Source organism: Novosphingobium sp. SL115 (genome assembly GCF_026672515.1).
GTDB lineage: Bacteria > Pseudomonadota > Alphaproteobacteria > Sphingomonadales > Sphingomonadaceae > Novosphingobium.
Genome location: NZ_JAPPRG010000002.1, coordinates 2,918,206 through 2,937,910, shown reverse-complemented (window position 1 = coordinate 2,937,910; position 19,705 = coordinate 2,918,206). Strand labels below are relative to the sequence as shown.

At 61.8% G+C, this 19,705-nt stretch carries 20 protein-coding genes and 1 tRNA gene; 11 read left to right on the top strand and 10 right to left on the bottom strand.

Annotation, left to right across the window (positions count from 1 at the left end):
• Positions 1-90: 90 nt before the first annotated feature.
• From purB to radC, 3 genes are all read right to left on the bottom strand, one after another.
• Entirely contained in the window at positions 91-1,407 is a 1,317-nt protein-coding gene (gene purB / locus OVA07_RS15705) for an adenylosuccinate lyase (protein ID WP_268172457.1), read from the bottom strand.
• A gap of 130 nt (positions 1,408-1,537) precedes the next feature.
• The gene (locus tag OVA07_RS15700; protein WP_268172456.1) at positions 1,538-3,415 is read right to left on the bottom strand and encodes an acyltransferase family protein; all 1,878 of its coding nucleotides are present in this window, start codon (positions 3,413-3,415) and stop codon (positions 1,538-1,540) included.
• Between the two features lie 55 nt (positions 3,416-3,470).
• The gene (gene radC / locus OVA07_RS15695; RefSeq protein WP_268172454.1) at positions 3,471-4,184 is read right to left on the bottom strand and encodes a RadC family protein; all 714 of its coding nucleotides are present in this window, start codon (positions 4,182-4,184) and stop codon (positions 3,471-3,473) included.
• A 155-nt stretch (positions 4,185-4,339) separates the two neighbouring features.
• Between radC and OVA07_RS15690 the strand changes: the two genes are divergently transcribed.
• The 8 genes from OVA07_RS15690 (at position 4,340) to OVA07_RS15655 (ending at position 11,009) form a co-directional block, all read left to right on the top strand.
• Positions 4,340-7,528 carry a YdbH domain-containing protein gene (locus OVA07_RS15690; RefSeq protein WP_268172453.1) on the top strand — a complete coding sequence of 1,063 codons (3,189 nt, stop codon included), beginning with the start codon at positions 4,340-4,342 and terminating at the stop codon, positions 7,526-7,528.
• Positions 7,525-7,782 carry a YnbE family lipoprotein gene (locus tag OVA07_RS15685; RefSeq protein WP_268172452.1) on the top strand — a complete coding sequence of 86 codons (258 nt, stop codon included), beginning with the start codon at positions 7,525-7,527 and terminating at the stop codon, positions 7,780-7,782. Before OVA07_RS15690 ends, OVA07_RS15685 begins: the two co-directional genes overlap by 4 nt.
• A 31-nt stretch (positions 7,783-7,813) precedes the next feature.
• Positions 7,814-8,215, top strand: coding sequence for a YdbL family protein (locus OVA07_RS15680; RefSeq protein WP_268172450.1), 402 nt, complete (start codon positions 7,814-7,816; stop codon positions 8,213-8,215).
• A 209-nt stretch (positions 8,216-8,424) separates the two neighbouring features.
• A complete protein-coding gene (locus tag OVA07_RS15675) occupies positions 8,425-8,745 on the top strand; it encodes an AtpZ/AtpI family protein (protein ID WP_268172449.1) in 321 nt (106 codons plus the stop codon).
• Between the two features lie 40 nt (positions 8,746-8,785).
• Positions 8,786-9,568, top strand: a complete 783-nt coding sequence (locus OVA07_RS15670; protein WP_268172448.1) for a F0F1 ATP synthase subunit A — start codon at positions 8,786-8,788, stop codon at positions 9,566-9,568.
• Between the two features lie 65 nt (positions 9,569-9,633).
• Positions 9,634-9,861, top strand: coding sequence for a F0F1 ATP synthase subunit C (locus OVA07_RS15665; protein ID WP_011444975.1), 228 nt, complete (start codon positions 9,634-9,636; stop codon positions 9,859-9,861).
• Between the two features lie 76 nt (positions 9,862-9,937).
• Positions 9,938-10,432, top strand: a complete 495-nt coding sequence (locus OVA07_RS15660; RefSeq protein ID WP_268172444.1) for a F0F1 ATP synthase subunit B family protein — start codon at positions 9,938-9,940, stop codon at positions 10,430-10,432.
• The gene (locus tag OVA07_RS15655) at positions 10,425-11,009 is read left to right on the top strand and encodes a F0F1 ATP synthase subunit B family protein (RefSeq protein WP_268172443.1); all 585 of its coding nucleotides are present in this window, start codon (positions 10,425-10,427) and stop codon (positions 11,007-11,009) included. The genes OVA07_RS15660 and OVA07_RS15655 overlap by 8 nt, the downstream gene beginning before the upstream one ends.
• A gap of 118 nt (positions 11,010-11,127) precedes the next feature.
• Here OVA07_RS15655 and OVA07_RS15650 read toward each other — a convergent pair whose 3' ends face one another.
• The 6 genes from OVA07_RS15650 to aroA form a co-directional block, all read right to left on the bottom strand.
• Positions 11,128-12,156: a LacI family DNA-binding transcriptional regulator gene (locus tag OVA07_RS15650; RefSeq protein ID WP_268172441.1), complete on the bottom strand. Its 1,029-nt coding sequence runs from the start codon at positions 12,154-12,156 to the stop codon at positions 11,128-11,130.
• A gap of 41 nt (positions 12,157-12,197) precedes the next feature.
• Positions 12,198-12,962, bottom strand: a complete 765-nt coding sequence (gene gloB / locus OVA07_RS15645) for a hydroxyacylglutathione hydrolase (protein ID WP_268172439.1) — start codon at positions 12,960-12,962, stop codon at positions 12,198-12,200.
• A 96-nt stretch (positions 12,963-13,058) separates the two neighbouring features.
• Entirely contained in the window at positions 13,059-14,762 is a 1,704-nt protein-coding gene (rpsA, locus tag OVA07_RS15640; RefSeq protein ID WP_268172438.1) for a 30S ribosomal protein S1, read from the bottom strand.
• Positions 14,763-14,960: 198 nt separating this feature from the next.
• Positions 14,961-15,590 (bottom strand): (d)CMP kinase, encoded by a 630-nt coding sequence (locus OVA07_RS15635; protein WP_268172437.1) that lies wholly within the window; start codon positions 15,588-15,590, stop codon positions 14,961-14,963.
• A complete protein-coding gene (locus OVA07_RS15630; RefSeq protein ID WP_268172436.1) occupies positions 15,587-15,865 on the bottom strand; it encodes a CBU_0592 family membrane protein in 279 nt (92 codons plus the stop codon). Before OVA07_RS15630 ends, OVA07_RS15635 begins: the two co-directional genes overlap by 4 nt.
• Positions 15,865-17,190 carry a 3-phosphoshikimate 1-carboxyvinyltransferase gene (aroA, locus tag OVA07_RS15625; protein WP_268172731.1) on the bottom strand — a complete coding sequence of 442 codons (1,326 nt, stop codon included), beginning with the start codon at positions 17,188-17,190 and terminating at the stop codon, positions 15,865-15,867. The genes OVA07_RS15630 and aroA overlap by 1 nt, the downstream gene beginning before the upstream one ends.
• Before the next feature lie 200 nt (positions 17,191-17,390).
• Here aroA and OVA07_RS15620 point away from each other — a divergent pair, with 200 nt between their 5' ends.
• Complete coding sequence (locus tag OVA07_RS15620; protein WP_268172435.1) at positions 17,391-17,708, top strand: TIGR02300 family protein; 318 nt, start codon at positions 17,391-17,393, stop codon at positions 17,706-17,708.
• Positions 17,709-17,945: 237 nt separating this feature from the next.
• Positions 17,946-18,021, top strand: a tRNA-Ala gene (locus tag OVA07_RS15615).
• 207 nt (positions 18,022-18,228) lie between these two features.
• On the opposite strand, the gene OVA07_RS15610 is transcribed toward OVA07_RS15615, so the two are convergent.
• Positions 18,229-19,164 carry an isopenicillin N synthase family dioxygenase gene (locus OVA07_RS15610; protein ID WP_268172433.1) on the bottom strand — a complete coding sequence of 312 codons (936 nt, stop codon included), beginning with the start codon at positions 19,162-19,164 and terminating at the stop codon, positions 18,229-18,231.
• Positions 19,165-19,228: 64 nt separating this feature from the next.
• Between OVA07_RS15610 and OVA07_RS15605 the strand changes: the two genes are divergently transcribed.
• The gene (locus OVA07_RS15605; protein WP_268172431.1) at positions 19,229-19,672 is read left to right on the top strand and encodes an EVE domain-containing protein; all 444 of its coding nucleotides are present in this window, start codon (positions 19,229-19,231) and stop codon (positions 19,670-19,672) included.
• Positions 19,673-19,705 lie beyond the last annotated feature (33 nt).

The window sequence follows — 19,705 nt, the reverse complement described above, 5'->3', positions numbered from 1 at the left end:
TGTTGCTCCGTGTTTTGCCTGTCATCCGGAACCTAGGCGAGGACAACGCGCTTGGCGAGTCCCCGCCTGTATTTCGAATCAGGCCCCGGCTCAGTCTGCGCCGAAGACGCGGGCGAAGATTTTGTCGATGGCCTTGAAGTGATAGTCGAGGTTGAACTTGTCCTCGATCTGTTCGACCGTCAGTGCGGCAGCCACTTCCTCATCTGCCTTCAGCAGTTCCATCAGGTTCAGCTGGCCGTCCGATTCCCACACCTTCATCGCGTTGCGCTGAACCAGACGATAGGCGGTGTCGCGTTCCAGCCCGGCCTGCGTCAGCGCCAGCAGAACCCGCTGCGAGTGGACAAGGCCACCCATCTTATCGAGGTTCTTCTGCATCCGTTCAGGATAGACGACCAGCTTGTCGACCACCGAGGTCAGGCGAGCCAGCGCGAAGTCGAGCGTGATCGTGGCATCGGGGCCGATGAAGCGTTCGACCGACGAGTGCGAGATATCGCGCTCATGCCACAGCGCCACGTTTTCCAGAGCCGGGGTCACGGCCGATCGGACCATGCGGGCAAGGCCGGTCAGGTTCTCGGTCAGCACCGGGTTGCGCTTGTGCGGCATGGCCGACGAACCCTTCTGGCCGGGCGAGAAGTATTCTTCCGCTTCCAGAACTTCGGTGCGCTGCAGATGGCGCACTTCAACCGCAAGGCGTTCGATGCTGCTGGCGATCACGCCCAGTGTGGCAAAAAACATGGCGTGGCGGTCGCGCGGGATGACCTGCGTGGAAACCGGTTCGACTTCCAGCCCCAGCTTTTCCGCGACGTATTCTTCGACCGACGGATCGATGTTGGCGAAGGTGCCGACCGCGCCCGAAATCGCGCAAGTGGCCACTTCTGCTCGCGCGGCAACAAGACGCACGCGGCAACGGGCAAATTCGGCATAGGCTTCGGACAGCTTCTTGCCGAACGTGGTGGGTTCGGCGTGAATGCCGTGGCTGCGGCCAATGGTGGGGGTGTACTTGTGTTCAAACGCGCGGCGCTTGATCGCGGCCAGTAGTGCGTCGATGTCTTCGATCAACAGATCGGCGGCGCGGGCAAGCTGCACGGCCAGCGTGGTGTCGAGCACGTCAGAACTGGTCATGCCCTGATGCATGAAGCGCGCTTCGGGGCCGACCTGTTTGGCCACCCAGTCAAGGAACGCGATCACGTCATGCTTGGTCACCGCTTCGATTGCGTCGATGGCTTCGACATCGATGCTGGGATTGGTGGCCCACCAGTCCCACAGCGCCTTTGCACCGCTGGGGGGAACAACACCCAGTTCGCCCAGCTTTTCGGTCGCGTGCGCTTCGATTTCAAACCAGATGCGATAGCGGGCTTCAGGCTCCCAGATCGCAGTCATCGCGGGGCGGGCGTAGCGGGGGACCATGTTCGACTCCGTATCGGCAGCAGGGCGGGAATGCCCGCGCCGCTAGGGCGTGGGCTGCACAAAGGCAAGGGGCGATGGGTTGTTGTTCAGGAAAAGCGCTATATTCCTGACGCCGCGATACCGCGTCAGTTCAATTCCGCTGGGCGGTGGGGGCGGGAAACAGGGCCACCACTGCCTGCGCGGCCCAAGGGGTAAGGTGTGTGCCATCGGCGTAAATCGCCCGGCCATGGTCTTCCGCATTGTCTATAATCTGGCAAGCCATGTCCCGGCACAGCACCGATGTGGTATCGACGAATGCCATCTGCACGTTGGTGGCGGCAATACGGGCCAGCAAATGATTGATGGCCGCCCCTTCGGCCTGTTTGCGGGGATATTGCACCGGGCAGGTGGTGTTGAGATAGACCTGGCAGCGGGCCAGGCCGCCAGCAAGTTGTGGCGCGCCCGCTGCTGCGGTGGGAACATTGCCGATCAGCACGACCGAAGTATCTGCCGGAAGCCGCTCTGCCAGCGCCCTTAGCGCAGCGAGAAACGCAGGTGCCCCGGCTCCTCCCACTGTGCCGGGCGAGGGATTGCCGCTGACCGGGTAGAGTTCACGGTCCCAGCGCTGCGCCCAATAGATTGTCCTGACATGGCGTTCGTGGACAGTGGTGACCAGCTTCTCCACCATGGTAGCGCAGGCGGTGGCATCAGGGTTTTCTGGTGGCACGTTGGCAAGGCCGGGAAGTGAAAGGCAGGCAGACTGGGTCAGAACTGCGCCAGGGCCAAACCTTTCAGCCAGCGCGCCGACATATTGCCGGGCATGACTGTCACCATAGACGATATAAGGCAGCGGCCCGTCGGGAAAGGCGCGCGACGGTACATCTGCCGCCGCGTTCACAGGCCCGTGAGGCTTTACAGCGTAAGCGGCAATGCCCGCCGCAAAGGCCAACCCCAACCCGGCGACACACACAAAAATCAGCACGCGGTGCGAACCAAGCCTTTTGCCTTGCCGTACCGGTCGTTCGATCAGGTGGAGCGAAGCAAAGCCAAGGCCACATGCCAGCAGCAGCATGCAGGCCGTTATTGGCCATGGCAAAGGGCCGAACCAGATGTAACCGGCAAAGGCCAGCAGGGGATGATGCCACAGATAGATGCCATAGGACGCACTGCCGAGTGCGGCCACGGGCGCGGCGGACAGCAGACGATTGACAAGTGTTGCGCGACCATTGCCAAGGATAACCAGTGCCGTACCCAAAACGGGCAGAGCAAAGGCAAGGCCCGGCACCGGTGTGTTCCGATCGATCACCACAAAGCCGATCAGGATCAGGCCAAGGCCGATGGTGTCAATGCCAACAAGCCGAAAGCCACGACGCCAGCCATCCGTCTGTTCAATGGCGCGAAAGGCTGGCGTGGCGCAAATGGCGCCAGCCATCAGTTCCCACGCGCGGAACGGCAGCATGAAGAACGCGATCTGCGGCGCGCTGGCCGCAAGGATGACGGCCAGCAGAAAGCTGGTGCCCATAACCCCGGACAGAACAGGCAGCAGCCACGATGGGCGCTGCCTGACAAGCGCTGTCACGGCCAGTGGGAACAGCAGATAGAACTGCTCTTCCACGGCAAGGCTCCACAAGTGCAGCAGTGGCTGGAAGCCTTCGTTGTCGTCGAAATAGTCCACGCTGCGGGCGAACAGAAAATTTGCCGCGAACACGGACGACGCTGCCAGCGCTTGCCCGAATTTTCGCCAATCCTCGGCGATGAACAGCATCGAGGCCAAGGCCGTGCTGACCGCGAGCACTGGCAGAAGCGCAGGCACAAGCCGCCGCAAACGCCGTTCATAGAAAGCGCGCAGGCCAAAGCCAGAGTCTGCAGCGTGTTCAACAAGAGTGGCGGTTATCAGGTAGCCGCTGATGACAAAGAAAATGTCGACGCCTGCAAATCCGCCGCCGAAGCCCGGAACATCGGCATGGAACAGGACAACCGGAATAACCGCAAGCGCACGCAGGCCTTCGATTTCACTACGATGTTGCAAGTGGGGTCCGGTGCATGCCTGTCCGATTGGTGGCACCATTGGCAACCAGGTAGCGTCAGATCAACCCCTTCGACTTCAAAGAGACATGGCCTTCGCGTCCGATGATGATGTGGTCGTGAACCACCATGCCCATGACCCGCGCAGCTTCCGCAATTTTGGCTGTTACCTGAATGTCGGCGCGGCTGGGTTGTGGCGAACCTGATGGATGATTGTGGACAAGAATCATCGCGGCAGCTCCGACGTCCAGCCCTTTGCGGATGACTTCGCGCGTGTAGATGGCGCTTTCATCCAGCGTGCCTTCGCTGACCAGATGGTCGAGGATCAGCATATTTTGCGTGTTGAGATATAGCGCACGCACCCGCTCGACAGTCAGATGCGCCATGTCGATATGCAGATAATCCAGCAGCGCCTGCCAGTTTGACAGGACCGGCTGTTCGCGCACCATTGTCCGGGCAAGCCGCCGCGCAGCCAGCGCCACGATGCGCAGCGCCGCCGCGCTGGTTTCACCCATGTTGGGATGCAGCGCCAGCGCCTGAGGATCGGCGTTGAGCACACCTGCGAGGTTGCCAAAGCGCTGGATGAGCGAACGGGCAATTGGCTTGGTATCGATACGCGGCCGGGCTACCATCAGCAGGTATTCGATGACTTCGTGATCGGCCAGCGCGTCTTCGCCGCCGGTCATCATGCGTTTGCGCAGACGGGCGCGGTGGCCACTCGGGTCGTTGCCGTCCGTGCTGGTTTTCCCGGCCCCACTTTTGACAGCACCCATATGGTCGCCATCGCCGAGTTGCTGTTCAGAGCCGGGTTCCTGTTCAGGAAAGAGTCGGGTTTGATCGGCCATGAGTTGGGCGGGCACCAGATCGGGGGTTGCGCGTTCAACGCTGTGCATTGCCCATGGCGCGGTAGTGCGCAAGAAGGGGGCAGATGGCAGATCGTTTCGAAATGGCGGAATCCGACCCGCCGCCAGCCCCCGTTCCGCATCGGAGCGGCGCACGCTGGCGCAAAGTCGGCGTCTCTGTGCTGGCGCTTTCCGTTTTTGCGGGCGGTGGGCTGTGGCTTTCGCGCGAAAGCATTGCCGACAGGATCATCATTGGCCAGCTTGCCGCTTATGGCCTTCCGGCTACCTACGAAATCGACAGCATCGGGCCGGGCGCACAAGTCTTGCGCAATGTCGTCATAGGCGATCCCAAGCGCCCGGACATGACCGTGGAACGGGTGCTGGTCGGTATCCGTTACCGCTGGGGCACGCCCACCGTCGGTTCGGTCCGGCTGGTCCGGCCAAGGATTTATGGGCAATATCTCGACGGAAAGCTGAGCTTTGGCGCACTGGACAAAGTGCTCTTCGCACCGCGCGACAAAGCCGAACCTTTTGCCCTGCCAAAACTAGACCTCGTCATCGAGGATGGACGCGGGCTGATACTGACCGAGTTTGGCAAAGTGGGACTTGCCTTGGATGGCAAGGGCGCATTGCAGAACGGTTTTGCCGGAACACTGGCGGCTGTTGCCCCCCGGCTTTCCGGGCAAGGCTGCGTTGCCGACGAGGCCAAGCTGTCTGGCCGAATCTCCATCCGCGAGGAACGGCCGGAATTTCGCGGACCCTTGCGCCTTGCTGGGCTGATTTGTGACGGTGGCATCCGGTCGGGTGACATGAGGGCGCAGATAGACGGACGCGCTGACAAGGGCTTTGGCGGCATTGCAGGCAACGTGGGATTGCGCGGGCAAAGCCTTGGCGCACCCGGCGTTGCAGCTGAGACACTGGCGCTCGACACCCGACTGGCATGGCGTGAAGGCGCACTGACTGGCAGGGTTGAGGCAAATGCGGGCGGCGTGCGCAGCGGTGGTGCGCGCATTGGTCTGCTCGGTCTTGAAGGATCGGTGCGCGCTCGCGAAGGGTTCCACAAGGCAGAGTTTCGCGGTGCGCTTGAAGGCGAAGGGCTGCGGCAGGGGGCTGCGCTGGACGGGGCGCTGGCCCGCATGCAGCAAAGCGGCGACGGCAGCCTGCTGGCGCCGCTGATCGCCCAGATGCGCACCGCGCTGAAGCGGGAGGAGCGCGGCAGCCGTCTATCCGGCGAAATAGCGCTTCGCCGCAATGATGATGGCATTTCGCTGGTGGTGCCACAGGCGCAGCTCGTCGGTGGCAGTGGGCAGGCTTTGCTCTCGCTTTCGCGCTTCCAGATGACCAATGGCGGTGATGGCTTGCCACGCCTTGCCGGAAATTTCACCACAGGCGGGGCCGGACTGCCGCGTGTGGTCGGGCAGATGGAGCAGAGCCGGGCCGGGCGTGCCCTGTTCCGGCTGACCATGGCGCCATGGCGGGCGCAGGGCGGGATGCTCGCCATACCTGAAATGATGGTCGCACAAGTGGGTGACGGTTCGTTCGGCTTTTCCGGCACTACACAGATTTCCGGGGCGATTCCCGGTGGTTCGGTGCAGAATCTGACCTTGCCTCTCAGCGGTGCCTATTCCGCCAGCGGCGAACTGGCGCTGTGGAAACGTTGCGTTACTGCCCGGTTTGACAGTCTTGAACTTGGCGCGATGGCACTTGACGGGCAGAGGCTGGCGCTGTGCCCACCGGGCGGCAGTGCGATCGTGCGCAACGGTGCGGCGGGGCTGCGGTTGGCGGCGGGGACGCCAGGGCTGGAAATGACCGGACGGCTCGGCGAAACACCGCTCGCGCTGAAAACCGGCGCGGTCGGTTTCGCCTGGCCCGGTGTTTTGAACGCCAAGGCGGTGGACGTGCAGCTTGGCCCTGTCGAAACGGCTACGCGGCTCAAACTGGCCGACCTTGATGCACGGCTGGGCAAGGATTTTACCGGAACCTTCGCCGGGGTTGAGGCGCAGATGGCGGCGGTGCCGCTGGATATTGCTGCGGCGACCGGACAATGGCGCTTTGCCGAAGGCGCGCTGGTTCTTTCGCAAGTGGGCTTTGACGTGACCGACCGGTTGGCCCCGCAGCGGTTCGAAAAGCTGCGCGGCGAAGGTGCAACGCTGTCGCTGGCAGATAATCGCATTGTTGCCAATGCTTTGCTGCGAGAAGCGAAAGTGGGGCGTGAAGTTGTGCGTACCGCAATCCGCCACGATCTTTCCAGCGGAACCGGCCGGGCTGACCTGTTTGTCGATGGTCTGGTGTTCGACAAGGCGTTCGGCGTCGATCAGTTGACCTATCTGGCCAAGGGGGTCGTCGCCAACGCCAATGGCATCGTGCGGGGTACGGGCCAGATCGACTGGAATGGGCGCGGGGTCACCAGTACGGGCCGCTTCACCACAGAATCCATGGATCTGGCCGCCGCGTTCGGTCCGGTAAAGGGGCTTTCGGGCACACTGGAATTTACCGATCTGCTGGGCATGGTCACTGCGCCACACCAGAAGCTGAAAGTCGCCTCGATCAATCCGGGGATCGAAGTGAACGATGGCCAGATCGATCTGACCATCCTGCCCGAACAAGTCTTGCGCCTGCACGATGCACGCTGGCCGTTTCTGGGTGGAACCCTGCTGCTGCAACCCACCGACCTGCGGCTGGGGATTGCCGAGGCGCGGCGTTATACGTTGAGCGTCGATGGCATCGACGCTGCCAAATTTATCGAGAAGATGGAACTGGGCAACCTGTCTGCAACAGGCATCTTTGACGGGCAATTCCCGCTGGTCTTCGATGCCAATGGCGGGCGGATCGAAGAAGGCTCGCTGATCTCGCGCGCGCCGGGGGGCAACGTGTCCTATGTCGGCGCGCTGACTTATGAAGACCTGTCTCCGATGGCGAATTATGCGTTCGATGCGCTGAAATCGCTGGATTACCGCACAATGACCATCGCCATGCGCGGTGATCTTGAGGGCGAGATCATCACCAATGTGAAATTCGGCGGGGTCAAGCAGGGCGCCGGAACCAAACAGAACTTCGTGACCCGTCAGGTGGCCAACCTGCCGGTTCAGTTCAACATCAACATTCGCGCGCCGTTCTATCAGCTCATCACTTCGATCAAGGCGATGTATGACCCGGCGTTCATCAAGGACCCGCGCACGCTGGGCCTTGTCGATGCACAAGGCCGCCCCGTGCAGCGGTTGGTCAACGGCGCGCTTTTGAACATTCAGCCTGCAGAAAGCGGAAACCTGCCATGAAGAGCACAGAATTGACCCGATCCGCGAACCCTGCAACGATCATTCGGATGAGGGAAACGGGATCACAATTCGGGCGGCGCTGCCTGCTGGCGCTGCCCTTGGTCGCAGGTTTGGCGACGGGGGGCTGTATTTCGGTGAAAGCGCCGGACAAGCCGATCGTCATCGAACTGAACATCAATATCAAGCAGGAGGTCGTGTACCGGCTGGCGCAGGATGCCAGCAACACGATCGAGGATAACCCCGGCATCTTCTGATGTGTGGGGACGTAATTTGAGGATGGACATCATGGCCGCTTATTCGATCCGCAATGGCATTGCCCTTGCTGCAGCCGCCGCCCTGACGCTGGGCGCTGTGCTGCCGGGCGTCGCGCTCGCCCAGGCGCGCGATCCTGCCTATGCTGCGGCGCGCAGTGGCGGGCAGGTGGGCGAAAAGATGGATGGCTATCTTGGCTACGTCGTGCCGCCCAGTGCTTCGTTGCGCGCGGTGGTTGAAGACATCAATATCAAGCGCAAGGCCGTCTATGCGGAAAAGGCGCAGGCCAACAAGGCGACGGTCGAGGAATATGCACTCACGTCGGGTTGCCTGCTTATCAATCAGACCAAGCCGGGCGAAAAGTACCAGGCACCTGACGGTTCGTGGCAGACGCGCGGTGCCGGTGCTCCACTGCGTGATTCGCGCTGCCCGTAACGCACAATCCCGCATACGAATCGCCAACGCAATTCTGCCCTTCTCCGCCACTGCGGGGGAGGGCGTTTGCTTTTGCGGGCAAACCATGGACCATCGGCGGCCTGTAGCGGTTGACTCATGTTTACCCCCCGCCTAAGGGGGCGGCGCTCTCGGCGGTCAACCGTCGTTTGTGCTGCACTTTTGGTCGGGCAACTGACAGGGGATAAGGCATGAATGATGAACCGTCCGGGTTGGAGCCTCTCGAAGAGGATGCGCGCATCGACGCGCTCGATAAGCGGCTGAAAGCCCTTCGCGAGCGGGAAGAAGAGCGCAACCTGCCGAAAGCGGGCGCGGAAACTGATGCGAATTACCGCATGGGTAGCCGTGTGCTGGCGGATTTGATTGGGGGGCTCGCAGGGGGGGCGTTCATCGGCTGGGTCATTGACCAGTTTGCCGGTACCGCGCCTTGGGGGCTGTTGGTGATGTTGTTCATGGGGGTCATTGTGGCGTTCCGGAACATCATCCGAAATTCGAGCCGGCGCCCCGAATAAGGGCGCTGTTGTTGTATTCGAGTGAGACGGGGTTAAGCGCGTGGCCGAAGGCAAGGTCGATCCGGTTCACCAGTTCACGATCGAAACCCTTTTCGGGACCGATCACTGGTCGATTGGCGGTTACAACATCGCTTTTACCAATTCCGCGCTGTGGATGGCGATCACTACGGTGGTTCTGCTGGTCTTCGTTGCGGGCGGTGCCAAGCGCGAGCTGGTGCCCGGTCGCTGGCAGATGGCGGTCGAGGGGCTGACTGGCTTCGTCGACAACCTCCTGCAGGCAAACATCGGCAAGGCGGGTCGCAAGTATCTGCCTTACGTGTTCTCGCTGTTTGCATTCATCCTGTTTGCCAACCTGCTCGGCCTTATGCCGCTGGCGCTGGTTGGCGTGCATCCCTTCACGGCAACCAGCCACTTCACCGTCACCGGTGTTCTGGCCGTCATGAGCTTTGCCATCGTGCTGGGTGTAGGCTTTGCCAAGCATGGCCTGCACTTCTTCTCGCTGTTCGTGCCGCACGGTACGCCGGTTCCGATGATCCCGATCATTTTCCCGATCGAGCTGATCTCGTTCATGGTGCGTCCGTTCAGCCTTGGCCTGCGTCTCTTCGTTGCGATGATGGCTGGCCACGTTCTGCTCGAAGTGCTGTCGGGCTTCGTCATCTCCGGGACGAACGCCGGGGCAGGCATCTTCTTCCTTGCCGCACTGCCCAGCTTCCTGCTGATGGTTGGCATCTGCGCGCTGGAACTTCTGGTGGCAGGCATTCAGGCTTACGTCTTTGCCTTGCTGACCTGCGTCTATCTGAACGACGCTGAAAACCTTCACTGATTTTTGTAACCCACCGATACTTGGAACACTGTTCCTTACGGATTTGAGAAAAGGGAGTTTTTGACATGGACGCAGAAAGCGCAAAGCTGCTCGGTGCTGGTCTCGCTGCTGTCGGCGCTGGTCTTGCCTCGCTCGGCGTGGGCAACGTGTTTGCCAAGTTCCTCGAAGGCGCGCTGCGCAACCCCGGCGCCGCTGACGGCCAGCAGGGCCGCCTGTTCATCGGCTTCGCCGCCGCAGAACTTCTGGGCCTGCTGTCGTTCGTCGTCGCGATGATCCTGATCTTCGTTGCCTAAGGCAAACTGAAGTTCATTAGATTGTTGAAATGCTGGCCGGGGTTCGCCCCGGCCGCCTGACGCTCGGACAACCGCGATGCCTCAGATTGAACAGCTTGCCACCACCTATTCCAGCCAGGTCTTCTGGCTGCTGGTGTTCTTCGGCGTGATCTTTTTCGTGATTGGCCGGGGCATGGTGCCCAAGGTCATGGCCACGATGGACGGTCGCGACAAGCAGATCGCCGACGACCTTGCTGCTGCAGAAGCCGCGCGGGCCGCTGCCGATGCCGAAGAAGAGGCATGGCGCGTCCACGCAAACAAGCAGCGCGCCGAAGCACAGGCCGTAATCGCAGCCGCCAAGGCGGATGCGGCCAAGGCTACCGACGCCAAGCTTGCCGCTGCTGCGGCTCGTCTTGACGAAACGCTTGGTTCCGCCGAAGCCCGCATTTCCGCTGCCCGCGCTGCTGCACTGGGTGAAGTGGAAGGCATTGCTGCCGAAGCCGCGCAGGATATTGCAAGCCGCATTGCCGGTCTTGCCGTCCCTGCCGATGAAGCACAGGCCGCCGTGAAGGGAGTTCTCGCCCATGGCTAATCATGACGCGACCGCCGTCCACGGTGAAGCTGCTGCCCTCGAAACGACCGCTGTCGTTGAACATGGTGCAGCAACGGAACACCACGTCGAACCTTCGGCTCTCGGTCTTGGTCCCAGCGCATGGGTAGCGTTGGCCATGGCAATTTTCCTGGGCATTCTTGTTTTCAAGAAAGTGCCGGGCGCAATCGTCGGGGGTCTGGACAAGCAGATCGACGCGATCCGCAAGCAGCTTGACGAAGCCAAGGTGCTGCGCGCCGAAGCTGAAAAACTGCGCGCGGAATACGCGGCCAAGATCGCCAACGCCGAAAAGGACGCGGCAGCAATGGTTGAGCACGCCAAGGGCGAAGCCGCAGCCATCGTTGCCAAGGCCGAAGCCGACGCTGCCACCACTATCGCTCGCCGCGAAAAGATGGCGGCCGATAAGATCGCCGCTGCCGAACGCGCTGCGGTTGACGATCTGCGTGCCAAGGCTGCCGAAGCGGCAACTGCTGCTGCACGTAACCTGATCGCCAAGAACCATTCTGCTGGTGCCGACAAGGCATTTGTAGATGGCGCGATTGCCGGGCTGGTCAACTGATCGCCTGAACAGGCTTCAGCTCCGACACATCAAAAACCCCTTCCGGTTCGTTCCGGGAGGGGTTTTTGATGTTTGACGACTTGAGAATATGCAGGAAAGCGCAAGGCTCATTGACGCCTCAGGCCCGCGTCGAACCCCGTATTACCAGCCTTACCGGCACGCGCCGCCCGGACCCTTCGGTACCGTTGATCTTGGCCAGAAGCTGCTCGACCAGCAATCCGCCCGCCATCTGGAAATCCGGTTCGATTGAGGTGAGGGGTGGGGTAGACCATGCACCTGCGCGGATGCCATCAAACCCGATGATCCCCACCTTGTCCGGCACATTCACGCCGCGCAGCGCCAGTTCTTTCAACGCCCCCAGGGCCATTTCATCGCAAACGGCAAAGATGGCGTCGAAAGCTTCGCCATTTTCGCAAAGGGCAATTGCGGCGCGGCGACCCTGTTCTTCGCGGGCGAGACCGGACTCGACCTGTTGCAGACGCGGTTCATGCCCTGCGCTGCGCATGGCTTCGGCATAGCCTTCGAAGCGTTCCTGAAACTGCCGCTGTGGCGACGTGGCTGATCCAATACACACGATCTTGCGATAGCCGCGCACCAGCAGGTGCCGCGTCGCCAGCGTGGCGCCTGAAAGGTTGTCGCTGCGCACCCATGGCATTTCGTTGTCAGGTGAACCCCAACAGGTCCAGTGCGTGCCTTGCGGCAGGTTGCCGAAATAATCCCATGCCTTGGTGTTGGTCGTGGTGCCGATGACGATCATGCCATCGGCCTTGCGCCGTTCCTGGAAGTGTCCCCAGAAGTTTTCAGGCGCATCCTGAAACGATACCAGCGTTTCATATCCTCGCGCCGACGCAGCAGCGCAAGTGCTGCCCAGTAACGAAAAGTAGAAGGGGTTGATGTCCTTGCGGTCCTGCGCTTCGCGGCAGACCATGACCACCGCCAGCGTGCCGGTGCGGCCCCGGCGCAAGCGGGCGGCGTTTTCGTCCACCTGATAGTTCAGGCGGCGCGCAGCCTCCATCACCCGCTGGCGTGTTGGCTCGCTGATCGATGTGTCGCCTGCCAGCGCGCGGCTGACGGTGGACTGGCTGACGCCCGCCGCTTCGGCCACGTCGAACGACGTTACGCGGATAATTTTCCTGTCGCTCGGCATTCAGCTTCCCCCAAGTCAGGCCCGCTTTAGCAGGATGTGCGTCAGCGGAAAGTGTCCTTGGCGGCTCGAAGTGCGGCAAATGTCTCTTCTGCCGAAGAACCACCCCAGCGCGCAGCCATTTCGGCGGTATCGGCGCGCAAAAAGGGGTTTGCGGCAAGTTCCAGTTCGAGTGTTGTCGGTACGGTCCATTCGCCCCGCGCCCGGCGTGCATCGACTTTGGCGGCATAGGCTTCAAGCGCGGCATTATGCGGATCGGCATGAAGCGCAAAGCGCGCGTTGGATTGGGTATATTCGTGCGCGCTATATAACACTGTGGCAGGGGGCAGAGCCTTCAGCCGCGAAAGGCTGGCCCAGAACTGACCCGGCGTGCCTTCGAACATCCGTCCGCAGCCCAGCGGGAACAGCGCATCGCCGACAAAGGCAACGCCAGCGTGCGGCAGGTGATAGGCGCAGTGGCCCATCGTGTGCCCGCCCACATCAATGACATCGGCGGTATGGCCGCCAAATGCCACCCGGTCGCCCTGTGCCACTGCGCGATCCACGGCTGCAATCTTGCCCGCGTCATCTTCGGGCGCGATCACGATGCAGCCGGTCGCAGCCTTGATCGCTTCGTTTCCACCCGCGTGATCCGGGTGCCAGTGCGTGTTCCAGATTTGCGTGATCGTCCACCCCTGCGCCGCTGCTTCGCGCAGATAGGCTTCGGAATCGGGCGTGTCGATGCACGCGGTTTCGCCACTGTCGGCATCGTGGACCAGGAAGCCATAGTTGTCGGACAGGCAAGGGAACTGGTGGATTTGCAGGGTCATGGTCGGGTTCTAGCCCGCTATGCCCGACAAAGCAAAAGCCCGCCCGGATTTCTCCGGACGGGCTTTGCTTGTTAGGTGCCTTGAAGGCGGTGAAGCTTACTGCTTCGCCTTCAGTGCGGCGCCAAGGATGTCGCCCAGCGAAGCGCCGGCATCCGACGAACCGTACTGTTCCACGGCTTCCTTTTCTTCGGCCAGCTGACGTGCCTTGACCGAGAAGTTCGGCTTCTTCGAACGGTCGAAGCCGGTGATCATGGCGTCCAGCTTCTGACCAACCTGGAAGCGGTCAGGACGCTGTTCGTCGCGATCGCGGCCAAGGTCCGAACGCTTGATGAAGCCGGTCGCGCCGTCTTCGCCAGCCTGCACTTCGAGGCCGCCATCGCGGACTTCCAGAACGGTGACGGTGGTGACTTCGCCACGGCGCAGCGAGCTGCCCGCAGTTGCGCCGCCAGCAGCCGGAGCGCCCTTTTCGAGCTGCTTCATGCCAAGGCTGATGCGTTCCTTTTCGACGTCGACGTCGAGGACCACAGCCGAAACCTGCTCACCCTTGCGGTGCAGGGCCAGCGCGTCTTCACCCGAAATGCCCCATGCGATGTCGGACATGTGAACCATGCCGTCCACGTCGCCATCCAGGCCGATGAACAGACCGAATTCGGTCGCGTTCTTGACTTCGCCTTCCACGGTCGAACCGACCGGGTGCTTGTCTGCAAACGCTTCCCACGGGTTCTGCTGGGCCTGCTTGAGGCCAAGCGAGATGCGGCGCTTGTCGCTGTCGACTTCCAGAACCAGCACGTCGACTTCCTGCGAGGTCGAAACGATCTTGCCGGGGTGGACGTTCTTCTTGGTCCACGACATTTCCGAAACGTGGACAAGGCCTTCGATGCCGGCTTCCAGTTCCACGAACGCACCATATTCGGTGATGTTGGTGACGGTGCCGCGCAGCTTCGCACCCATCGGGTACTTGGCAGCAACGCCATCCCAAGGATCGCTTTCCAGCTGCTTCATGCCAAGGCTGATGCGCTGTGTGTCCTGGTTGATGCGGATGATCTGCACCTTGACGGTGTCGCCAATGGCGATGACTTCCGAGGGGTGGTTGACGCGCTTGTAGCTCATGTCGGTGACATGCAGCAGGCCGTCGATGCCGCCGAGGTCCACGAACGCACCGTAATCGGTGATGTTCTTGACCACGCCGTCGATGATCTGACCTTCCTTGAGGTTCTGGATCAGGCCCGAACGCTGTTCAGCGCGGGTTTCTTCCAGTACCGCACGACGCGACACCACGATGTTGCCACGACGACGACGGTCCATCTTCAGGATCTGGAACGGCTGCGGCATGTCCATCAGCGGGGTGACATCGCGCACGGGGCGGATATCGACCTGCGAACCGGGCAGGAACGCCACGGCGCCGTCGAGGTCGACGGTGAAGCCGCCCTTGACGCGGCCGAAGATCACGCCTTCAACGCGCTTGCCTTCACCGAATTCGTTTTCAAGCTTGTCCCACGCAGCTTCGCGGCGAGCGCGGTCGCGCGACAGCATGGCTTCGCCGTCAGCGTTTTCAACGCGGTCGACATAAACTTCAACTTCGTCGCCGACCGAAAGGCCGTGCGGCTGACCGGCCATGGCGAATTCGCGCAGGGCCACGCGGCCTTCGCTCTTCAGGCCTACGTCGATGACGGCCTTGTCGTTTTCGATGGCGGTGATGGTGCCCTTGACGACGCGGCCTTCAAAGCCACCGTTGGCGGCTCCGCCAAGCGATTCGTCAAGAAGCGCGGCGAAATCGTCGCGCGAGGGGTTGGTAGCCATTTTCAAAGCTTCCTGTATCGATGTTCCCGGCCAGGCGGTTGTTTCCGCCGGTCTTTCCACCACGCGCCACACCATGCGGTACGTGGGCCAAAAAGGGCCGAACCACCCGCCGGGCCGTATGCCATGGCGGGTATCCTTGCAGGCAAAGCCTCAAAGACCCGCGCCGCATAAGCGTGCAGCCCCCGAAAAGCAAGGAAATTAGGGCTTTGTGGCGATCTGCTTTTCGACCAGTGCGATAGCGGTGGCCACCGCCATTTCCTTGGTCAGGTTCGACGTGTCCAGCAGCGCTGCGCCATCGGCCTGCCGTAGCGGGGCTTCGGCGCGGTTGCGGTCGCGCTCATCGCGCTCGGCAAGGTCTGCTTCGATGGCCTCGCGCGCCACGTCCTTGCCCAAGCCTTTCATTTCCACCCATCGGCGCATGGCGCGCGCCGTCACGCTGGCAATGACGAACAGCTTGGCGTCGGCATGTGGCGCAATGACGGTGGCAATATCGCGGCCGTCCAGCACTGCGCCGCCGGGCTGGTTTGCAAAAGCCTGCTGCCGCGCCAGCAGCGCGGCGCGCACCGCCGGATGCACCGATACACGGCTGGCATAGCCGCCGCTTTCTTCGCTGCGTAGTTCGGGATCGTCCAGCAGGCTTTCTGGAAAGGCGCAGGCCGCCAGTGCTGTGGCGGCATCATCGGGATTACCCCCGCTTGACAACACCTGCCGTCCCACGGCGCGATAGAGCAGGCCGGTATCGAGGTGCGGCAGGCCGAAATGCGCGGCCAGTGCCTTGGCAATGGTGCCTTTGCCCGATGCGGTCGGGCCGTCTACGGCGATAATCACTGGCCGGTCTTCCTTTCAGAGGCCTTTTGCGCGCGCCGCGCGCGCAAAGCCTTGGCCAAGCCCCAGATGGCAATGGCGGCCCAGAAGAATTCGAGCACGAATGACGCCGGGTTCATGTTCACCAGAAGCGAGATGGTCAGCAGGAATGCACCAACCAGATTGACGCTGTGCTGGACGAACGGGTTCGGCCTGTCCTGCTTGGTGGTATAGCCATAGGCGAAAATGATGCAGGCCGTGCCAATGAAGCCAAGGATGTTGGCAAAGGTTTCAGACATCACATCGCACTCGCACGTTGCAGCAGCTTTTCGAAAATGGGGAAGCTGGTGGCGATGGGCCGGGTGTCGTCAACTTCAACACCGTTGCGGCTGACGGTTCCGGCAATGGCCATCGCCATGGCGATACGGTGGTCGAGGTGCGTGACAACGGCAGTGCCATCGGCAGTGCCGGGCAGGGGATCGCCGCCAGTGCCGTCGATAATCAGGCCGTCTTCGGTTTCGGTAACCGTGGCCCCTGCCAGTTCCAGCGCCGCGCGCATCGCGCTGATCCGGTCGGATTCCTTGACGCGCAGTTCTTCCAGCCCGGTGGTCACGGTGCGCCCCTTGGCCAGTGCGGCAGCCACGAACAGGATCGGGAATTCGTCGACCATGCTGGGGACGACGGCGGGATCGACAGCGATGCCGGTAAGCAGCGAATGACGCACGCGCAGATCGGCGACGGGCTCGCCGCCCACTTCGCGCAGGTTCTGCTCCTCGATGCTGCCGCCCATCAGGCGCAGCACGTCGAACAGCGCGGCGCGGGTGGGGTTCAGGCCGACATTCTCGACGATCAGGTCAGACCCTTCGATCAAAAGGGCCGCGACCACGAAGAATGCCGCCGAAGATGGGTCGCCGGGCACGACGATGTTCTGGGGCTTAAGCTCTGCCTCGCCTTTCAGGCGGATGATGCGCGCGCCATCGGCCGCGATTTCTACGGTCAGGTCCGCGCCAAAGCCACGCAGCATGCGTTCGGAATGGTCGCGGGTAGGGACGGGTTCGATCACCGTGGTGATGCCGGGTGTGTTCAAGCCAGCCAGCAGGATCGCGCTTTTCACCTGCGCCGATGCGACAGGCAGGCGATATTCGATGGGCACGGCAGGCGAAATGCCGCGCAGGGTCAGTGGCAGGCGGCCACCCGGCGCGGCGGTGAAATCGGCACCCATCATGGCGAGCGGATCGATCACACGGCCCATCGGGCGCTTGGACAGGCTGGCATCGCCGATGAACGTGGCGGTGATGGGATGGCTGGCAACAAGCCCCATGAGCAGACGGGTTGAGGTGCCCGAATTGCCCATGTCCAGCGCGGATTGAGGCTGAAGCAAGCCACCCACGCCTACGCCGTGAACGTGCCACATGCCATCATCACCGCGCGTGATCGTCGCGCCCATCGCCCGCATGGCGGCGGCGGTGGAGAGCACGTCTTCGCCTTCGAGCAGGCCGGTGACGCGGGTTTCGCCCACGGCTAGCGCGCCCAGCATGATCGAACGGTGGCTGATCGACTTGTCGCCCGGCACGCGAATCCGGCCCTTCAGCGGGGCAGAGGCGGTGAAGCGGCGGGGGCGCATCTGGGCGGGATCGTGTGACGACACGGTGTTCTGTTCTTTCGCGCAGGGATTCAAGGTAAAAGCGCGCGGCTTTTGACAGCGACACGCGCCTATGGCAAGGCGCGCGCTCTCTTGATTCCGCGAGGGCGCGGACCCATCAAGTGTGAAGTTTTTCCGCCGGACGTGTTTTTCGCGCGTCGGGCCAGATTTGAGGACGTTTCATGGTCAAGCCGGAATGGGGCGCAAAGCATAGCTGTCCGAAGTGCGGCACCCGCTTCTACGATCTGGGTAAAAGCGACCCGATCACCTGCGTTGAATGCAGGTATGCATGGCACCCTGAACCGGTGCTCAAGTCGAAGCAGCCGATTCCTTATGAAGAAATCCAGAAGGTTAAGGTTGATGCCGCGCCTGACGTGGATCTGGCGGATGAGGATCTGGACATCGATGACGACGGCGATTCGCCCGACAACGATGTGGATCTGGGCGGCGACGATGATTTGGGCGTTGCCAGCCATGATGATGACAGCGACGAAGTCTGATCGCGCTGTAATCTGACAAGAAGATGACCCCGGACCGGCAGGTTCCGGGGTTTTTCTTATGGTACGGGTGGGGGGTGAGAGCGGCGCATTTTGCCGGTTTCCGGCCCAATTTCACAAAAAAATCACCCCGATGAAGAAATGGTCTTGTCAGCCGGAGAACCTTCCCTTAGAGGCGCGGCTCCCGGCGAGATACACCGCCGGGACGGACTGCCTCCCAGGGCAGAAACGATGGAAAATGGGGCCTTAGCTCAGCTGGGAGAGCGCCTGCATGGCATGCAGGAGGTCAGCGGTTCGATCCCGCTAGGCTCCACCATCTTTCCACGAAAAGCCGCCTTCGGGCGGCTTTTTGCGTTTCAGATCAAGGCTTTGTGACCAAGTGACCTGAACGACACCTAAAAGCACCTGAATGCACGTAACCGCACACGAACGGCTTTCGAGTGAGGGGAAGGGCTACCAGAGCAGCGCCTGCCGGAATGAGGCCCCCGCCTGCGCGGGGGCACTGTGACTTTTTTGAGCGGACCTACTTTTTCAGCCCGATTTCGCGCAGGCGTTCCTGCAGATAATCGTCTGCGGTGATCGACACCGGATAGCGATCGGGATTTTCGGCGCTGATGCATTGCGGCAGGGTGACGAAAGGAAAATCGCTGCGCAGGTGGAGGAAGAACGGCATCGAATAGCGGCTGAACTTTGCCCGTTCGCCATCCGGGTTGCGTACGCGGTGCGTGGTCGATGGCAGGACGTGGTTGGTGAGGCGTTGCAGCATGTCGCCGATGTTGACGACCAGCGCGCCTTCGGGCGGCGATACACCGATCCAGCGACCATCCCTGGCCAGAAGTTCAAGCCCGGCCTCTTCCGCGCCGAGGAGGAGTGTGATGAGGTTGATGTCTTCGTGGGCGCCCGCGCGGATCGCGCCGCTTTCCGCATCGGGGATGGGCGGATAGTGCAGCAGGCGCATGACCGAATTGCCGTCGTCGATAGCGGGATCGAACCAGTGTTCATCAAGCCCCAGCCACACCGCGATGTGTGACAGGATGCGCGCGCCAACCGCATCAAATTCGGCATAGAGTGCTTCGAAGGTTTCGCGGAAAGCTTCGGGACGGGTAGGCCACACGTTGGGCGGCATCGAATCGGACAAGGAGTGGCCCGGCGGAAGATCGCGCCCGACGTGCCAGAATTCCTTGAGGTCATGCAGGCGCGCGCCCTTGGCGATTTCGGTGCCGAAGGGGGTGTAGCCGCGCGCGCCGGAAAGCCCGTCCAGATAGTAGCTGCGCTTTTCCGCTTCGGGCAGGGCGAAGAATTCTGCCGTCAGCGCCCATGCGCGGGCGATCAGGGCGTCGTCGATGCCGTGGTCCTTGACCATGGCAAAGCCGAAGGTCTTGAAGCTTTCGCCAAGGTCGCGCGAAAGTGTGGTGGAATCGCCAGCGAGCGAGATCACCGGCAGTGTTTCGAGGGGCATGGTGTTCCAGTTCGGAAAATTGTCGCTATGGAAACCGCCTGTAACGGGAATCGCGTGGGGATTCATGACGAAAATCAACATTGCCGACACGACTGGACGCAATCTGTGGCTGATGAAGTCGGAGCCTGACGTCTATGGTTGGGATGACCTGGTTGCCGAGGGCGAGGGGACATGGGACGGCGTGCGCAACCATCTGGCGGCGCGCAACCTGCGCACGATGCAACCGGGCGATCTGGCATTCTTCTATCATTCCAACATCGGCGTCGAAATTGTTGGTGTGGCCACAATCAGCGTGGGCGGGTTGACCGACCCGACCGATCCTGAAGGCAAATGGGCGGCTGTCAAAGTGAAGCCGGTGGCGAAATTGCCGCAGACGGTGACGCTGAAACAGGTCAAGGCGACGCCCGAATTGCAGGAGATGGACCTTATCCGCCTGTCGCGCCTGTCGGTTGGTGCTGTGCGGCCTGAAGAGTGGGCACTGATACTGAAGATGGCAGGCGTGCGATGAGTTGAGGGAACCGCAGCGACAGCCGTGCGTAGT